General features: G+C 72.5%; 14 protein-coding genes. 6 read left to right on the top strand and 8 right to left on the bottom strand.

Going from position 1 to position 15,501, the window contains the following annotated elements; translation table 11 throughout:
• Nucleotides 1-145: 145 nt before the first annotated feature.
• Nucleotides 146-1,219 carry a lytic polysaccharide monooxygenase gene (locus tag ACZ4Z3_RS19295; RefSeq protein WP_468502111.1) on the bottom strand — a complete coding sequence of 358 codons (1,074 nt, stop codon included), beginning with the start codon at nucleotides 1,217-1,219 and terminating at the stop codon, nucleotides 146-148.
• A gap of 289 nt (nucleotides 1,220-1,508) precedes the next feature.
• Complete coding sequence (acnA, locus tag ACZ4Z3_RS19290; protein ID WP_468502110.1) at nucleotides 1,509-4,226, bottom strand: aconitate hydratase AcnA; 2,718 nt, start codon at nucleotides 4,224-4,226, stop codon at nucleotides 1,509-1,511.
• Nucleotides 4,227-5,022: 796 nt separating this feature from the next.
• On the opposite strand from acnA, the gene ACZ4Z3_RS19285 reads away from it, so the two are divergent.
• Complete coding sequence (locus ACZ4Z3_RS19285; protein WP_185093521.1) at nucleotides 5,023-5,226, top strand: DUF4236 domain-containing protein; 204 nt, start codon at nucleotides 5,023-5,025, stop codon at nucleotides 5,224-5,226.
• A gap of 373 nt (nucleotides 5,227-5,599) precedes the next feature.
• Here ACZ4Z3_RS19285 and ACZ4Z3_RS19280 read toward each other — a convergent pair whose 3' ends face one another.
• The 3 genes from ACZ4Z3_RS19280 to ACZ4Z3_RS19270 form a co-directional block, all read right to left on the bottom strand.
• Nucleotides 5,600-6,166 carry a hypothetical protein gene (locus tag ACZ4Z3_RS19280; protein WP_468502109.1) on the bottom strand — a complete coding sequence of 189 codons (567 nt, stop codon included), beginning with the start codon at nucleotides 6,164-6,166 and terminating at the stop codon, nucleotides 5,600-5,602.
• Nucleotides 6,167-6,310: 144 nt separating this feature from the next.
• Nucleotides 6,311-7,120 carry a sigma-70 family RNA polymerase sigma factor gene (locus tag ACZ4Z3_RS19275; protein ID WP_468502108.1) on the bottom strand — a complete coding sequence of 270 codons (810 nt, stop codon included), beginning with the start codon at nucleotides 7,118-7,120 and terminating at the stop codon, nucleotides 6,311-6,313.
• A 133-nt stretch (nucleotides 7,121-7,253) separates the two neighbouring features.
• Nucleotides 7,254-7,559, bottom strand: a complete 306-nt coding sequence (locus tag ACZ4Z3_RS19270; RefSeq protein WP_468502107.1) for a hypothetical protein — start codon at nucleotides 7,557-7,559, stop codon at nucleotides 7,254-7,256.
• A gap of 217 nt (nucleotides 7,560-7,776) precedes the next feature.
• On the opposite strand from ACZ4Z3_RS19270, the gene ACZ4Z3_RS19265 reads away from it, so the two are divergent.
• Nucleotides 7,777-9,306, top strand: a complete 1,530-nt coding sequence (locus tag ACZ4Z3_RS19265; protein WP_468502106.1) for a helix-turn-helix domain-containing protein — start codon at nucleotides 7,777-7,779, stop codon at nucleotides 9,304-9,306.
• Nucleotides 9,307-9,485: 179 nt separating this feature from the next.
• Here the strand turns inward: ACZ4Z3_RS19265 and ACZ4Z3_RS19260 are convergent, their stop codons facing one another.
• Nucleotides 9,486-10,133: a DUF305 domain-containing protein gene (locus ACZ4Z3_RS19260; RefSeq protein WP_468502105.1), complete on the bottom strand. Its 648-nt coding sequence runs from the start codon at nucleotides 10,131-10,133 to the stop codon at nucleotides 9,486-9,488.
• A 98-nt stretch (nucleotides 10,134-10,231) separates the two neighbouring features.
• The gene (locus tag ACZ4Z3_RS19255; RefSeq protein WP_468502104.1) at nucleotides 10,232-10,690 is read right to left on the bottom strand and encodes a DUF6153 family protein; all 459 of its coding nucleotides are present in this window, start codon (nucleotides 10,688-10,690) and stop codon (nucleotides 10,232-10,234) included.
• Between the two features lie 111 nt (nucleotides 10,691-10,801).
• Between ACZ4Z3_RS19255 and ACZ4Z3_RS19250 the strand changes: the two genes are divergently transcribed.
• Nucleotides 10,802-11,170, top strand: coding sequence for a BlaI/MecI/CopY family transcriptional regulator (locus ACZ4Z3_RS19250; protein WP_055521724.1), 369 nt, complete (start codon nucleotides 10,802-10,804; stop codon nucleotides 11,168-11,170).
• Entirely contained in the window at nucleotides 11,167-12,078 is a 912-nt protein-coding gene (locus ACZ4Z3_RS19245) for a M56 family metallopeptidase (RefSeq protein WP_468502103.1), read from the top strand. Before ACZ4Z3_RS19250 ends, ACZ4Z3_RS19245 begins: the two co-directional genes overlap by 4 nt.
• Before the next feature lie 182 nt (nucleotides 12,079-12,260).
• On the opposite strand, the gene ACZ4Z3_RS19240 is transcribed toward ACZ4Z3_RS19245, so the two are convergent.
• Nucleotides 12,261-13,490, bottom strand: coding sequence for a DUF418 domain-containing protein (locus tag ACZ4Z3_RS19240; RefSeq protein WP_468502102.1), 1,230 nt, complete (start codon nucleotides 13,488-13,490; stop codon nucleotides 12,261-12,263).
• A 188-nt stretch (nucleotides 13,491-13,678) separates the two neighbouring features.
• Here ACZ4Z3_RS19240 and ACZ4Z3_RS19235 point away from each other — a divergent pair, with 188 nt between their 5' ends.
• A complete protein-coding gene (locus ACZ4Z3_RS19235; RefSeq protein WP_468502101.1) occupies nucleotides 13,679-14,344 on the top strand; it encodes a response regulator in 666 nt (221 codons plus the stop codon).
• Nucleotides 14,341-15,471, top strand: a complete 1,131-nt coding sequence (locus ACZ4Z3_RS19230) for a sensor histidine kinase (protein ID WP_468502100.1) — start codon at nucleotides 14,341-14,343, stop codon at nucleotides 15,469-15,471. The genes ACZ4Z3_RS19235 and ACZ4Z3_RS19230 overlap by 4 nt, the downstream gene beginning before the upstream one ends.
• Nucleotides 15,472-15,501: the final 30 nt, after the last annotated feature.

Raw genomic sequence — 15,501 nt, 5'->3', positions numbered from 1 at the left:
GTCCGTGTCGTCGACGGTCGCCGAGCCATTCCTCCCCCGAGCCGGTCTCCCCCGTACCGGCTCGGCTCACGGACCGGGTGGGCACGCACCGCCCGCCCACCCGGTCCGCCCGAGCACCTCAGGCCCTCGCCGGAGCGCTCAGCCCCTACCCCACCCGGCAGGGCAGCGTCGTACTGGAATCGCCTCCCGGCCCTTGGACCACGTACCCGAAGGTCGCCGTCGCGCCCGGGGCCAACGAGCCGTTCCAGTTGGCGTTGTGGACCATCACGTTCTGTCCGCTGTAGGTGGCGGTGCCGCTCCAGAGGCTGTCGACCCGCTGGCCGCTCGGCAGGGTCCAGTCGACCATCCAGCCGAGCATCGGTACGTCACCGGTGTTCTTGACGACGACCTCGGACTGGTAGCCGCCGCTCCACGTGCCCGTCGTACGGCGGGTCGCGGAGCACTGGCCCGGTACCGGCTCGGTGGGGTTGCCCGGCTCCTTGACGCCGGTCACCTCGCCGTTGCCGCCGTCGAAGACGACGTCGGAGCAGGAGTAGAAGGTCTCCTGGCTGTCGGAGCGCTGCCAGACCATGTAGATGATGTGGCGGCCCGACTTGTTCGCGGGGAGCTGACCCCGCCAGGAGTAGTTGGCCTCGACCGTGCCCGGGCTGCCGTTCAGCCGCGGGTGGTCGACGCTCAGGAACGGCCGGTCCTCGATGTCGTTCCAGGTGAGCGTCTTCGTCGGGTCGAAGCCGTCCTTGGTGATGTACACGTAGAACCAGCCCGGATGCGCGGCCCACGCGTTGTACGAGAAGTCGACGTTCGCGCCGGCGGTGAGGTGGGTCAGCGGCCAGTCCCTGCTGGGTGTGTTGAAGCCGGTGAAGTTGGTGTTGCCACCGCTGCACAGCTGGCCGTCCGGGACGAAGCCCCGGGTGCGGCCGCCGCCGTCCGAGCGGAGCACCGAGAACCAGTTGTAGAACGGGGTCGTCCCGCTCGTCTGCTGTGCCGCCCGGCAGGCCGGGTTGACCGGTTTGATCTCACCGGCGTCGGTCAGCCCGTCCTGCCAGCACAGGAAGGTACGGCTGCCGGGCTTCATCGGCGTGCCGTGCGCCTCCGCCCTGCCGCTGGCGGCGGTGACGACCAGGCCGAGCGCCGGGATCGTCGTCACGAGGGCCAGCAGGACGAGCAGCAGCGCGCGGTGCCGTTCGGGCAGCCTCAATCGCGATGTTGTCATATGCATGACAAACGCTCCTTGGGTGTACGGCCTTGAGGAACGTGCGGGTGCGTGCGTACACATGAGTGGTGCGGGGCGGGAACGGTCCCCCGAGGGGCGGGTTCCGGTCCGCCGCTCGAATGGGAGCGCTCCCACCCCCACCTGCTTCGGAAGCTAGCGCGAAGTGGTTCGGTTGTAAACCGTTGGCGCGAGGAGGGGAACGTGGGCGCGGCGGAGGGCCGTCCGCCCCGGTGCACGACGGAGGGCCGCACCCCCGTCGCCGGGGATGCGACCCTCAACTGCCCTACCGGATCGCTCAGTTGCGGATCAGGTTGCGCAGCACGTACTGCATGATGCCGCCGTTGCGGTAGTAGTCGGCCTCACCGGGGGTGTCGATGCGGACGACCGCGTCGAACTCGACGCCCGTGTCGGTGGTGACCTTCACCGTGCTCGGGGTCGTGCCCTCGTTCAGCTCGGTGACGCCGGTGATGGAGAAGGTCTCCTCGCCGGTCAGACCGAGCGTGTCGGCCGACTGGCCGGCCGGGAACTGCAGCGGGAGGACGCCCATGCCGATGAGGTTCGAGCGGTGGATGCGCTCGTACGACTCGGTGATGACGGCCTTGACGCCGAGGAGCGCGGTGCCCTTGGCCGCCCAGTCGCGGGACGAGCCGGAGCCGTACTCCTTGCCGCCCAGGATGACCAGCGGGATGCCGGCGGCCTGGTAGTTCTGCGACGCGTCGTAGATGAAGGAGACCGGGCCGCCCTCCTGCGTGAAGTCGCGGGTGTAGCCGCCCTCGGTGCCCGGCGCGATCTGGTTGCGCAGGCGGATGTTGGCGAACGTGCCGCGGATCATGACCTCGTGGTTGCCTCGGCGGGAGCCGTAGGAGTTGAAGTCACGACGCTCCACACCGTGCTCGGTGAGGTACTTGCCGGCCGGGGTGTCGGCCTTGATGGCACCGGCCGGGGAGATGTGGTCGGTGGTGACCGAGTCGCCCAGCTTGGCCAGGACGCGGGCGCCGACGATGTCGGTGACCGGGGTGGTCTCCATCGTCATGCCCTCGAAGTACGGGGGCTTGCGGACGTAGGTCGACTCCGGGTCCCACTCGAAGGTGTCGCCGGTCGGGATCGACAGCGCCTGCCACTGGGCGTCGCCCGCGAAGACGTCCTGGTAGGACTTGGAGAACATGTCCTCGCCGATGGCGTTGGCGACGACGTCGTTGACCTCGGCCTCGGTCGGCCAGATGTCCTGGAGGTAGACCGGCTTGCCGTCCTGGTCGGTGCCGAGGGCGTCCTTGGTGATGTCCACCTTCATGGAGCCCGCAATGGCGTACGCGACGACCAGCGGCGGGGAGGCCAGGTAGTTCATCTTGACGTCGGGGTTGATCCGGCCCTCGAAGTTCCGGTTGCCGGAGAGGACCGAGGTGACCGCGAGGTCGTGGTCGTTGACGGCCTTGGAGACCTCCTCCGGCAGCGGGCCGGAGTTGCCGATGCAGGTGGTGCAGCCGTAGCCGACGAGGTTGAAGCCGACCTTGTCGAGGTACGGCGTCAGACCGGCCTTGTCGAAGTAGTCGGTGACGACCTTCGAGCCCGGGGCGAGGGTGGTCTTGACCCACGGCTTGCGGGTCAGGCCCTTCTCCACGGCCTTCTTCGCGACGAGCGCGGCGGCGACCATGACGTACGGGTTGGAGGTGTTGGTGCAGGAGGTGATGGCCGCGACCGTCACCGCGCCGTGGTCGATCTCGTACGACGAGCCGTCGGGCGCGGTCACGGTGACCGGGTTGGACGGGGTGCCGTTCGGGATCGTCGACGGGGCGTCGGAGCCGGGGAAGGACTCCTTGCTGGCCTCGTACTCGTCGTTGACGTAGGTGCGGACGTCCTGCTTGAACTGCTCGGCGGCGTTCGCGAGGACGATGCGGTCCTGCGGGCGCTTCGGGCCGGCGATGGAGGGGACGACCGTGGAGAGGTCGAGCTCCAGCTTCTCGGAGAAGTCGGGCTCGGCGGCCGGGTCCAGCCAGAGGCCCTGCTCCTTGGCGTACGCCTCGACGAGCGCGAGCTGCTGCTCGGAGCGGCCGGTGAGCTTCAGGTAGCTGATCGTCTCGGCGTCGATCGGGAAGATCGCGGCGGTGGAGCCGAACTCCGGCGACATGTTGCCGATGGTGGCGCGGTTGGCCAGGGAGGTGGCGGCGACACCCTCACCGTAGAACTCGACGAACTTGCCGACGACACCGTGCTTGCGCAGCATCTCGGTGATGGTGAGCACGAGGTCGGTGGCGGTGGTGCCGGGGGTCAGCTCGCCGGTCAGCTTGAAGCCGACGACGCGCGGGATGAGCATCGACACCGGCTGACCGAGCATCGCGGCCTCGGCCTCGATGCCGCCGACGCCCCAGCCGAGCACACCGAGGCCGTTGACCATGGTGGTGTGGGAGTCGGTGCCGACGAGGGTGTCGGGGTAGGCCTGGCCGTTACGGACCATGACGGTGCGCGCCAGGTGCTCGATGTTGACCTGGTGGACGATGCCGGTGCCCGGGGGGACGACCTTGAAGTCGTCGAACGCGGTCTGGCCCCAGCGCAGGAACTGGTAGCGCTCCTTGTTGCGGCCGTACTCCAGGTCGACGTTCTGCTTGAAGGCGTCGTTGGTGCCGAACTTGTCGGCGATGACGGAGTGGTCGATGACCATCTCGGCCGGGGAGAGCGGGTTGACCTTCGCCGGGTCGCCGCCGAGGGCCTTGACGGCCTCACGCATGGTGGCGAGGTCCACCACACAGGGAACGCCGGTGAAGTCCTGCATGATCACGCGGGCCGGCGTGAACTGGATCTCCTGGCTGGGCTGAGCCTGGGAGTCCCAGTTGCCGAGGGCACGAATGTGGTCGGCGGTGATGTTCGCGCCGTCCTCCGTGCGGAGCAGGTTCTCCAGCAGGACCTTGAGGCTGTAGGGCAGGCGAGCCGAGCCCTCCACCTTGTCCAGCCGGAAGATCTCGTACGACTCGTCGCCCACCTGCAGCGTGCTGCGGGCGTCGAAGCTGTTCGCCGACACGACAGTCTCCTTCATTCCATGTGCGCGTTCCACCGCATCCTGCCGCCACGCCCTCTTGGCCGGTCCGCTAAGGTAAGGCTAAGTTAGGCTCCCCTTACCGGGGTGGCGGCCGCAGTGCGCCTCGGCAGATATCTCGATGTCGAGATAACTCTAGTACATGGGCGCGGACAGGTCATGCCCGGGCGGATGTGGCGTGCGCCCATGTCCGCGGCCGGAGGGGGGCGGGCCGGTGCGTGCCGGGTGTTCCGGGGCGGGAGCGCCCGTGTCTGAAGCGGGCGAGTGGCCGCGTCCGAGGTCGGGGATGGGCGTGTCCGAGCTCCGCAGGTGGTGGCGTCTGCGGGTGGCGACCGGCTGGGACCGCGGTCGGCGGGCGGGCGGCGGCTACGGCTACGCCCGGATGAGCGGCTGGGACCGCGGTCGGGGGGCGGCGGCCGGGTTAGCGGCTGGGACCCCGGTCAACGGACGGGCAGCGGCGGCCGGAGAGCGGCTGGGACCCCGGTCAACGGACGGTCAGCGGCGGCCGGAGAGCGGCTGGGACCCCGGTCAACGGACGGGCAGCGGCGGCCGGAGAGCGGCTGGGACCGCGGTCAACGGACGGGCAGCGGCGGCCGGAGAGCGGCTGGGGCCGCGGTCAGCGGGCCGCGGCTACGGCCGGATGAGCCGTGATGTCCGCGGGCGGGGACGGCAGACGATGAGCCGGCCGCGGTGTGTTCCGGCGAACTCCGTGTGTTCGGCCATCAGTTCGCCGAGTCGGGGTATCCGGAAGGCGTCAGTGACCCTTCGAGGGGAGGCTTGCATGCCGCTCACCTTTCGCAAGAGCTTCCGGATCCTGCCGGGCGTGCGCCTGAACATCAACAAGCGCTCGTGGTCCATCACCACCGGTGGCGACCACGGGCCACGCCACACCCGCAGCAGCACGGGACGCCGTACGACCTCCATGGACCTGCCCGGCCCCTTCGGCTGGCGCCGCACACGCTCGACCCGGTCACGCCGGGGGTGAACGGGGAGGGGGCGGCGGTCGGGAGAGCCGCGCCGCACCCTCCCAGGTGCGACCCGTCGACCGTCGCGGGCGGCCAGGGTCATCGCACGACCTGACCCGTCGCCCGGGCCAGACCGGTGGCGGCCCGGTGCGCCGTACCCTCGTGTCCGCCTCTCCCGACCCCCGTGTCGGCCTCTTCCCCCCCGTGTCCGCCTCTTCCGACCGCCCCGTCGGTCTCGCGGGCCCGGCGAGTTCAGCTCGCCGGGCCCCTCCCGCTTCGGCCGTTCCTCGTCGTGCGCCGCGGGAGCGGACGCGTGAGGGCGGCGGGACCGGGCAGCGCCCCCTCCCCCGTGTGGGGCCCTGCCCGTGCCGTGCCGCCCTCCTCGCGGCACCCCTATTTGCGCTGGCCGGCGGCCCACGCGGCGACGACGGTGACGATGACCGCGGCCGCCCCACCCGCCATGAGGTCCAGCCCCGCGCGGCGCCTCGCGTCGTGCTCGCGGCGCCCGTGCAGCAGCGCCGCCAACGGCACGCCGAGGAAGGCGACCGCGATGACGACCACGCCGAGCACCACGCTCCACGGTGCGGGCGCGGCCGCGACGGCGACCGCCCCCATCGCGCCGGCCAGGGTCACGAGATGGCGGGCCACCCACACTCCCCCGATGTGTGCCTGGCCCCCCTTCGTGTCCTCGCCGCCGCCCGCACCGGACCTTCGTTCCGCGGGCGTGCCGTCGCGTTCCGCGACCGCCGGACCCGCGCGACGGCCGGTGGCGGCACCGACCGTATGAAGGCCCCCTTCGCCCCCCACGGCGTCGGCGCGGTGGTGGACGACGAGTTCCTCGTGAACGACGAGTTCCTCGTCCTGTACGCCGTCGGCCAGGTGATAGGCCACCAGTTCGGCGTCGGCCTCCTTCAACTGGCCGACGAGCGCCGTCATGGCCTCGTTCTCCGATTCATCCATTCGAACCCCTTTTCCCCCGATCGTTGGGCTTGCCAGGGCCCGGGTAAGGCCCGCCCGGGGATCACGGTCTCTGGTCGCCTCCGCGGCTCGGGCCCGGGCCCGTCCGGGCGAAGGCCACCGGAATCCGTGATCCCCGTACGCGCGCTACCCGCGGTGGCGCCGCTGCCTCCCCGGGGCCCGGGCACCCTGGCGTGCCAGGTGCCGTCCGATCTTCCGTTCCGCCTTGTTGAGGGTGGCGGCGACCGTGCCCGGACGGATGCCGAGGATGTCGGCGGTCTCGTCCAGCGTCATCTCCTTGACCCGACGCAGCCAGAAAACCTCGAACTGGCGCTCCGTCAACAGCTCTCTGACCATGCGGAGCGCGCGGCGGACCTCGTCGCGGCGGATGACCTGCTCCGCGGTGGTGTCACCGGTGGCGCGGTCGGGGAACCGTTCGACGGGGACCTCGCGCGGATGGGTGCGCCGCAGGTCGGCGATCTGGTTGCGGACCGCGCGGATGGTGTAGCCGATGGCGGCCTTCTCCGCGAGCGGCGGCACGCGGGTGACCGCCGCGTGGCTCGCCACTTTGGCGAAGTAGCGGGCGTCCGGCGCGCCGACGCCCCGCGCCACGGCGTACGCGAAGCCCTCGGCCTCCAGCCTCGACCCCTGTTCGGGGGTGAGGGAGCGCGGCGGGCCGGCGTCCGGCTCCGTACGGGGGTCCGGCACAGCGGCGGGAGGCGTGGTGGGCGGCACGGCGGCGGGCGGCGGCACCGCGACGGCGTCCGGGACGGCGGCCCCGACCAGCGCCGCCGCGCCGTCACGCGCCGCCACGGGACTCGGCACGTCGCCGTCGTCCGCCGCCGGACCGGCGTCCGTCCCGGTCTCGCCGCGCCGCTGTGGACCCGGCACCGGGGCGGCCGGCGGCGTGGTCTCGCACGGGACCCCGTCCACCGGCTCGGGTACCAGTCCGGTCATACTTCCTCCTGGTGTTGCGGAGCTTGTGCTGCGGGTTGTTTCACTGGGGAATCGGGACAGCCGGACGGTTGTCTTTACGCCCCGCGCCGAATGCCGCCCCGCAGGGCGCAACTCGCTTCGCGTCAAGGGAAGTTCACCCCACCGAGCGGCGCACTCGGGCGCGCCGGGAAGCACGTACGCGGCGCGCGAGCCTGGTCGCGGCCACGAAGAGCGCCGTCGCCAGCGCCACCCCCGCGGAGGCCATGGAGCCGTCGTGCACCACCGCGTACTGGTGGACCGCGGACGCCAGCGCCCCTGTGCCGCCGACCGCGAACAGCCCGGCGGCGGTGGCACAGCCGCTCTCCATCCGCCGGTCCAGGCGGTCCAGACGGGCCGCCATCTCGGCGAGTTCGGCGTTGGAAGGCCGCGTTCCGGCGGGGCGGGACGGGAGGTTCGTCATGGTGGGCTCCTGGCGTCGGGGACCGTCACGGCATCGCGGCCGGGCTCGGCCCGTGCGACGTCCGCACCCTCAATCGCCGTTCGGAGCACACTTCCGTTACCCCTCCGGGGAGAAGTGGCATCCCTCACACGGGAGTACGGGCGCCACCGGGCGACCTCCCACCCGAACAGCCCACCCGGACGTCATGCGCATCTCATATCTGAGATAGCCTCACCGCATGACCGACGACTACCTCGTACGCATCGGCAGGCTCATCCGTGACGCCCGACAGCATCGTGGCTGGACACAGTCGCAGTTGGCGGAGGCTCTGGGGACGAGTCAGAGCGCGGTGAACCGTATCGAGCGCGGCAACCAGAACATCAGCCTTGAGATGATCGCTCGCATCGGTGAGGCCCTGGACAGCGAGATCGTCTCGCTGGGGTACGCGGGTCCGATGCATCTGCGGGTGGTCGGCGGGCGCCGGCTCTCCGGTTCGATCGATGTGAAGACCAGCAAGAACGCGTGTGTCGCACTGCTGTGCGCCTCCCTGTTGAACAAGGGGCGCACGGTACTGCGCCGGGTGGCCCGGATCGAGGAGGTGTACCGCCTGCTGGAGGTGCTCGGCTCCATCGGCGTCCGCACCCGCTGGATCAACGACGGCGTCGACCTGGAGATCGTGCCCCCGGCCCAGCTGGACCTGGCGGCGATCGACGCGGAGGCGGCCCGCCGCACCCGGTCGATCATCATGTTCCTCGGTCCGCTGCTGCACCGCATGGACCACTTCAAGCTGCCGTACGCGGGCGGCTGCGACCTCGGTACGCGGACCATCGAGCCGCACATGATCGCACTGCGCCGGTTCGGGCTGGACATCACCGCGACCGAGGGCCTCTACCACGCCGAGGTGGACCGGTCCGTGACGCCGGGCCGCCCGATCGTGCTGACCGAGCGCGGCGACACGGTGACCGAGAACGCGCTGCTCGCCGCGGCCCGCCACAACGGTGTGACCGTCATCCGCAACGCCTCGTCCAACTACATGGTCCAGGACCTGTGCTTCTTCCTGGAGGCGCTCGGCGTCCGGGTCGAGGGCATCGGCACGACCACGCTCACGGTGCACGGTGTGCCGCACATCGACGCGGACGTCGACTACTCCCCCTCCGAGGACCCGGTCGAGGCGATGAGCCTGCTCGCCGCGGCGGTCGTCACCGAGTCGGAGCTGACGGTGCGCCGGGTGCCGATCGAGTTCCTGGAGATCGAGCTGGCGGTCCTGGAGGAGATGGGCCTCGACCACGACCGCACGACGGAGTACTTCGCCGACAACGGCCGTACGCGCCTGGTGGACCTCACCGTCCGGCCCTCGAAGCTCCAGGCGCCGATCGACAAGATCCACCCGATGCCGTTCCCCGGCCTGAACATCGACAACGTCCCGTTCTTCGCGGCCATCGCCGCCGTCGCCCAGGGCAAGACCCTCATCCACGACTGGGTGTACGACAACCGGGCGATCTACCTCACCGACCTCAACCGCCTCGGCGGCCGCCTCCAACTCCTCGACCCGCACCGGGTCCTCGTCGAGGGCCCGACCCGCTGGCGCGCGGCCGAGATGATGTGCCCGCCGGCCCTGCGCCCCGCCGTGGTCGTCCTCCTCGCGATGATGGCCGCCGAGGGCACGTCCGTCCTCCGCAACGTCTACGTCATCAACCGCGGTTACGAGGACCTCGCGGAGCGCCTCAACACGGTGGGGGCACAGATCGAGACCTTCAGGGACATCTGAGCGGCGTACGGCCGGGACCGCCGTCAGCCGGGGAGTCGCGCGACGGGAAGTCGCGCGACTGGGCGACGGGGGCGGTGGCCGGGGCGGCCGGATCGCTGGTAGGGATGGCCCTGGGGGAAGGCACACGAGCCGCCCCTGGCCCGGCCGACCGCCACCCGATACCCGCCGCCCCGCGAACGTCAGCTCTTGTCGAGCATCTTGTTCATCTGCTTGATCTCGGCGGTCTGGGCCGTGATGACGTCCTCGGCGAGGTCGATCGCGGGAGCGTACTCCCCTTCCGCCTGCTCGGTCTCGGCCATCTCCACGGCACCCTCGTGGTGCTCGACCATCAGCTTCAGGAACTTCTCGTCGAAGGCCGCGCCGGACGCCTTCTCCAGGGCGGCCATGTCCTCCGCGCTCATCATGCCGGGCATGCCGGACGCCATGTCGTGACCCATGCCGGCCATGTCCTCGGGGACCTTCTCGCCCCAGGCGGTGAGCCAGCCGGACATCGTCTCGATCTCCGGGGCCTGGGCACCCTTGATCTTGGTGGCGAGTTCCTTGACCTCCGGTGAGGCGGCGCGGCTGTCGGCGAGTTCGGCCATGTCCACGGCCTGCCGGTGGTGCTGGATCATCTCCTCGGCGAAGCCGACGTCCGCCTTGTTGTGGCCGCCCGCCCCGGCCTTGCCGGACGAACCGGCCTTGGGGGAGCCGGACTCGGAGGCCATCGAGCCCATGTCGTGGCTGTCACCGTCGCTGTCGCCGCCGCACGCGGTCAGGACGAGGGCGGCGGCACCGGCGGTGACGGTGAGGGCGGCACGACGGAGGAATCCGCGGGATGCGGTCATGGTGGTACTCCTGCGTTGGTTCGGATCGAGAAGCCGGAAGGGGGGCGTTCCGGGGCACGGCGCCGGCCCGGTGGGCGCGCGGCGGCGTGCGGGCTTCTCTAGATCCGCAGGAGTTGGAGTTCGGCGAGGGTCGGTGGCGCGCGGCCGCCTTCGGGGCCGGAGCCCGTCAACGACGCCCAAGCGTGCGCCCGTTCGGCCCACGTCACCACGTCGGGCACCAGCACCGGCACCACGGCCGGGGTCTGGCCGACGGATGCCGAGGCGCAGGTCGGGTCCGCGTGGTGCAGGTGTCCCGTGCCGCCGTCGGTGTCGTGACCGCACGCCCCGGGCATCGACACCCGAACGGGCGCCTCCGCGCCCGCGCGCGTCGCGCTCGCCGTCATGCGGTCGTGTCCGGCGGCGGCTTCGTGGGGCGCGGGGACAGGTCCGAGACCGTGCATGCCGAGCAGGCCCAGCAGCAGCCCGCACACCAGAAGGCCGCGGGCCCGCAGGGGCTGGCGCGGCCGGCGGTGCGGCGTTCCGAGGCCGATCACGGCCCCGTCGTGGGCACGGTTCATGGGTCCCTTGTGTGTCGTGACGACCCCTGCGGGCAGGGCCGTCAGTTCTACTAACCTACTATGGACTTACGTATCCGTTGTGCACGTCGGGTGGGACGAGGGAGTCAGGGCATGCGCCGGCTGGGGGAACTGGAAGCGGAGATCATGGACCGCCTCTGGACGTGGAACCGTCCCGCGACGGTGCGCGAGGTCGTCGACGACATCAACCTGACCCGGCCCGTGGCCTACACGACGGTGATGACGGTCACCAACATCCTCTACAACAAGGGCTGGTTGCTGCGCGGCAAGCAGGGCCGAGCGTGGCTCTACTCACCCGTCCGCAGCCGCGAGGCGTACGCCGCCGCGCTGATGGAGGACGGTCTGGGCGCGAGCAAGGACCGCCCGGCCGCGCTGGTCCACTTCGTGGAGAACATGACCGAGGAAGAGGTGGCCGCCCTGCGCAAGGCCCTGCGGACCATGGGACGACAGGCGAAGCCGTGAACGCGACGCCCGTCCTGGTCGCCTACACGGCCCTGGTGGGCTTCGTCGCGCCGCCGCTGCTCGTGCGGGCCGACTGGCCGCACCGGGCGCCCGCCGCCGCCCTCGCGGTCTGGCACGCGCTGGCCCTGTCGTTCGCGCTGGGCGTCGCGCTGACCGCGTACCACCTGGCCATGCCCGCCGGGCATCCGCACGCGGGACTGCTGGGTCTGCTGCACTCCTGCGGGCTGGCCGTCCTCGGGAGCGGCGCCGATCCGCGGACCGCCGCCCGGGTCGCCGTGGCCCTGCCCGCCTCGCTGGGCCTCGCCCTGGCGGGGAGCTTCGCCTTCCACGCCGTACGGGCCCGCCGGGCGCGGGCGCGGCACCGGCGGGCGGTGGATCTGGTGGGGCGCCGGTCGGACCGGCTGGGTGCCGTCGTCCTGCCGTACGACGTGCCCGCCGCCTACTGTCTGCCGGGTCGCTCGCCCCGGATCGTGGTCAGTGACGGGGCCGTCCGTGAGCTGACGGCCGAGCAGCTCGGTGCCGTGCTGGAGCACGAGCAGGCCCATGTCACGGGCCGTCACCATCTGGTGCTGGCCGCCGCGGAGGCGTTCCACTCCGTCTTCCGCCTGCTGCCCGTGGCCCGCCATGTCCGGGAGCAGACGGCGCTGCTGCTGGAGTTGGTCGCCGACGACCGCGCGCTGCGCGGGCATTCCCGCGAGGCCCTGGCGACCGCGATGTACGAGATGGCGGCGGCCCGGGCACCGCGGGGCGCGTTCGGGGCGGGCGGCCGGGCGGTGCTGATCCGGATGCGGCGCGTACTCGGCCCGCCCCGGGCTCCCCACCGGGCGCTGTCCCCCACCATGGCCGCCCTGGCGGTGACGGTGCCGCTGCTGCCCCTGCTCGCCACCTGCCCACCCGGCCTCACCTGATCCCCCCGCCGCGCGTCCGGCCTCGGCCTCGGCAACCGCCTCCGACCGGCTGTCCGCCACGGTCGCGGCCGACCTGCGCCCGGCCCGCCGGTCTGCCCGGCCTGCCTCGGCTGCCCCACACACCTCCCGCTCCCTGGTCGCGTCCGCCCTCCCCTCCGCCCCTCGTCCGCCGCTTCTGCCCCTCACGTGATCCGGCGAGCCACGAGCGTGGTCACGTGGAGGAGGTGCTCCAGCGGGCCGCGGCGGAAGCACCGGGTCCACAGGGTCGCGAACAGCATGGCCGTCGCCGTGAACGCGAGCAGCGCGAGCAGCGCCGGGACGGTCTCCTCCTCCATGCCGACGGCGCGGATCGCGAGGATGTGCAGGACGTACGCGGTCAGCGCGATCGTGCCGACCGCGGTCACCGGGGCGGCCCATCGGGTGAGGCGTGGCATCCGGTCGGTGACGGCGAGGCACGCGGCCAGCACGGCGAGCGCGACGCCCGTGTTGCCGAGGACCGAGAAGGTCGTCTGGCTGTGGGGCGCGCCCACCAGCAGCCACGCCGGCGGGGTGTGGTCGAGGAGTTCGCCGACCGTGTCGGACCACCAGGCCGAGGCGCCCGCGTCGCCGTCCGTCGCGGCGGCGACGGTGGCCCGCGCGTGGGGTACGAGGGTCAGGGCCAGCCAGGAGCCGCCGTGGCCGAGCACGGCCAGGGCGCCGCCGGTGAGGGCGAGGCGGACGCGGACCGTGCTCCGGGCGACGTCGAGCCGGGCCACCGCCATGCCCGCGACGACGAACGGCATCCATGTGAGCACCGGGTACTCCCCGGTGAACAGCAGCTCGACGACGCCGTCCGTGTCGCCGGTCCGGGCCAGCGGGTCCACGGCGATGACGGTGTCGGCCCAGGTGCCCTCGTCGATGGACCGGCGGACCGCGTACAGCGCCTGGGGCATGACCAGCGCGCCCGTCGCCGCGACGACGGCGAGCGGCACGGCGTCCAGCCGGTACAGCGGCAGGACGGCGAGGAAGATCAGGGCGTAGAAGGCGAGGATCACGTCGACGTCGGTGTCCAGGGCGGTCAGGGCGAGACCGAGGGCGAGCAGGACGGCCGAGCGGATGACGATCCTGCCCACGGCCTGCCGTCCGGGCCGCCCGGTCCTCGGGTGCGGGTGGCCGGTGATGAGGACGAGCGAGAAGCCCGCGAGCAGGGCGAAGAGCGCGGAGGAACGGCCGCGGGCCAGTTCCAGGACGAAGCCGAGGGGGCCGCCCACGGCGGGGTCCGGTCCGACATGGGCGGCGTACATGCCGAGGACCGCGAGGCCCCGGGCCAGGTCGACGCCGACGAGTCGCCCCGTCGGTGGCGGGGCGCCGGGGACGGCGGTCGGGCGGCCCGCCTGCGTGGGCGGGGCGGGCGGTGGCGGGTTGGGTGTCATGGACCTCAGCGTCGGTAGCGGGGCGGGCCGCGGCCCATCCGGCGGGCGGCCGGAGTCGCCCCCGCCGACCGGCCGGAGCCGCCCCCGTCGCGCGCCGCGCTCCCGCACCACCCCGGCCGGACGGAACCCGCGGGCGGCAGCCGCCGTCACAGGGTTCCGACGGCGGCCCCGGGGTGAGGGGAGCTCAGGTGATCCGCGTCATGGTGGTCGACGACGAGGCCCTCCTCCGTACGGGGTTCGAGCACATCCTCGACACGGCGGACGACATCGAGGTCGTGGCGGCGGTCGGCGGTGGCCGGGCGGTCGCCGTGGTGCGGGAGCTGTGCCCCGACGTGGTGCTGCTCGACATCCGGATGCCGGACGTGGACGGTCTCACCGTCCTGGCGGAGCTGCGCCGGCTGCCGGACCCGCCGGTCGTCGCCATGCTGACGACGTTCGACATGGACGAGTACGTGGCGGCCGCGCTGCGCTCGGGTGCGGCGGGGTTCCTGCTGAAGGACACCGACCCCGAGCAGCTCCCGCATCTCGTCCGCACGTTGGCGGACGGCGGGGTCGTCCTGGCGTCCCGGGTCACCCGCACGGTCGTGGCCGGCTATCTCGACGGCGGCCCGCGGCGGGAGGCCGTCCACCGCGTCGCGGGGCTGACCGAGCGGGAGCGTGCCGTGCTCGTCCTCCTCGCCGAGGGCCTGTCCAACACCGGCATCGGGACCCGGCTGAACCTGAGCACGGGCACCGTCAAGGACCACGTCAGCGCCGTCCTCGGCAAACTGGCGGTGGGCAACCGTGTCCAGGCGGCCCTGCTCGCCGAGCGCGCCGGTCTGCTGCGGGCACGGCGGGACGGGGAGGCGGGGTGAGGCGGTGGCCCGCGGTCCGGTCGTACCGTCCGCCGGCGGCGCTGTGGGACACCGTCCTGGTGGCGGCGGCCCTGGTGGACGTCCGGATCCACTTCACGCCGGACGAGGAGCCGCGCATGGTCTGCGCCCTGCTCGCCGCCCTCGTCCTGCCGGCCCGCCGCCGACTGCCGTCGCTGACGTTCCTGCTCGCCCTGCCGTCCGCGCTGGTCTCCGACGCGGTGTTCGCCACGCTGGCCGCGCTGTACACCCTCGCCTCCCTGTCCAGGCACCGGGTCCTGCCGGCCGGGTGCGCGCTGGCGTACGCCGCCTGCGACCTGACCTGGTGGTCGTGGCCCTCGCCGGAGTTCCTCGAACCGCACGAGAGTTCGGCGCTCGTGACGGTCACCTACAGCGTGGCGACGGGGGCCGCCCCCGTCTTCCTCGGCCGGCTCGTCCAGGCCCGCCGTGAGCTGTCGCTGCGGCTCGACGAGATCTCGGAGGCCCGCGAGCACGAGCGCCTGCTGCTGGCCCAGGGCGTACTGGCCCGGGAACGCGCGCAGCTCGCCCGGGAGATGCACGACGTGGTGTCCCACCAGGTCAGCCTGATCGCCGTGCGGGCCGGGGCGCTCCAGGTCGGCAGCCGGGACCCCGGGACGAGGGAGGCGGCGGCCACCATCCGGCGGCTGAGCGTGCAGACGCTGGAGGAGCTGCGGCACATGGTGAGCGTGCTGCGCGCCTCCGGCAGCCGCCCCACCGAGCTGACCCCGCAGCCGTCCCTGGCCGACCTACGCCGCCTCGTGGACTCCAGCGGCATCGAGGCCGAGCTGCGCACCGACCTGCCGGACGACCTCGCGCCCGCCGTGCAGCGCGCGGTGTACCGCACCGTCCAGGAGGCCCTGACCAACGTACGCAAGCACGCCCCCGGCGCCACGGCCACGATCCACGTTGGGCACCGGGGCGGCACCGTGCACGCCACCGTCGCCAACACGGCCCCCACCCGCCCGGCCCTCCCCCTCCCCGGCGCCCACCACGGCCTGGTGGGCCTGCGCCAGCGCGCCGAACTCCTCGGCGGCACGGTCACCTCGGGCCCCACACCCGACGGCGGCTACACGCTCCGCCTGGAACTCCCGGTCGAGGCGGCGACCTGACCCCCGGACGGCGCCGTCACGCCGTCACGC

It is taken from the genome of Streptomyces sp. NPDC030296 (genome assembly GCF_055572815.1).
This window is presented reverse-complemented; position numbering and strand designations above follow the sequence as displayed.

Coding starts and splice junctions, on each gene's coding strand:
- ACZ4Z3_RS19295 (WP_468502111.1), bottom strand. CDS start 1,219: ATGCATATGACAACATCGCGATTGAGGCTGCCCGAACGGCACCGCGCG.
- ACZ4Z3_RS19285 (WP_185093521.1), top strand. CDS start 5,023: ATGCCGCTCACCTTTCGCAAGAGCTTCCGGATCCTGCCGGGCGTGCGC.
- ACZ4Z3_RS19280 (WP_468502109.1), bottom strand. CDS start 6,166: ATGGATGAATCGGAGAACGAGGCCATGACGGCGCTCGTCGGCCAGTTG.
- ACZ4Z3_RS19275 (WP_468502108.1), bottom strand. CDS start 7,120: ATGACCGGACTGGTACCCGAGCCGGTGGACGGGGTCCCGTGCGAGACC.
- ACZ4Z3_RS19270 (WP_468502107.1), bottom strand. CDS start 7,559: ATGACGAACCTCCCGTCCCGCCCCGCCGGAACGCGGCCTTCCAACGCC.
- ACZ4Z3_RS19265 (WP_468502106.1), top strand. CDS start 7,777: ATGACCGACGACTACCTCGTACGCATCGGCAGGCTCATCCGTGACGCC.
- ACZ4Z3_RS19260 (WP_468502105.1), bottom strand. CDS start 10,133: ATGACCGCATCCCGCGGATTCCTCCGTCGTGCCGCCCTCACCGTCACC.
- ACZ4Z3_RS19255 (WP_468502104.1), bottom strand. CDS start 10,690: ATGAACCGTGCCCACGACGGGGCCGTGATCGGCCTCGGAACGCCGCAC.
- ACZ4Z3_RS19250 (WP_055521724.1), top strand. CDS start 10,802: ATGCGCCGGCTGGGGGAACTGGAAGCGGAGATCATGGACCGCCTCTGG.
- ACZ4Z3_RS19240 (WP_468502102.1), bottom strand. CDS start 13,490: ATGACACCCAACCCGCCACCGCCCGCCCCGCCCACGCAGGCGGGCCGC.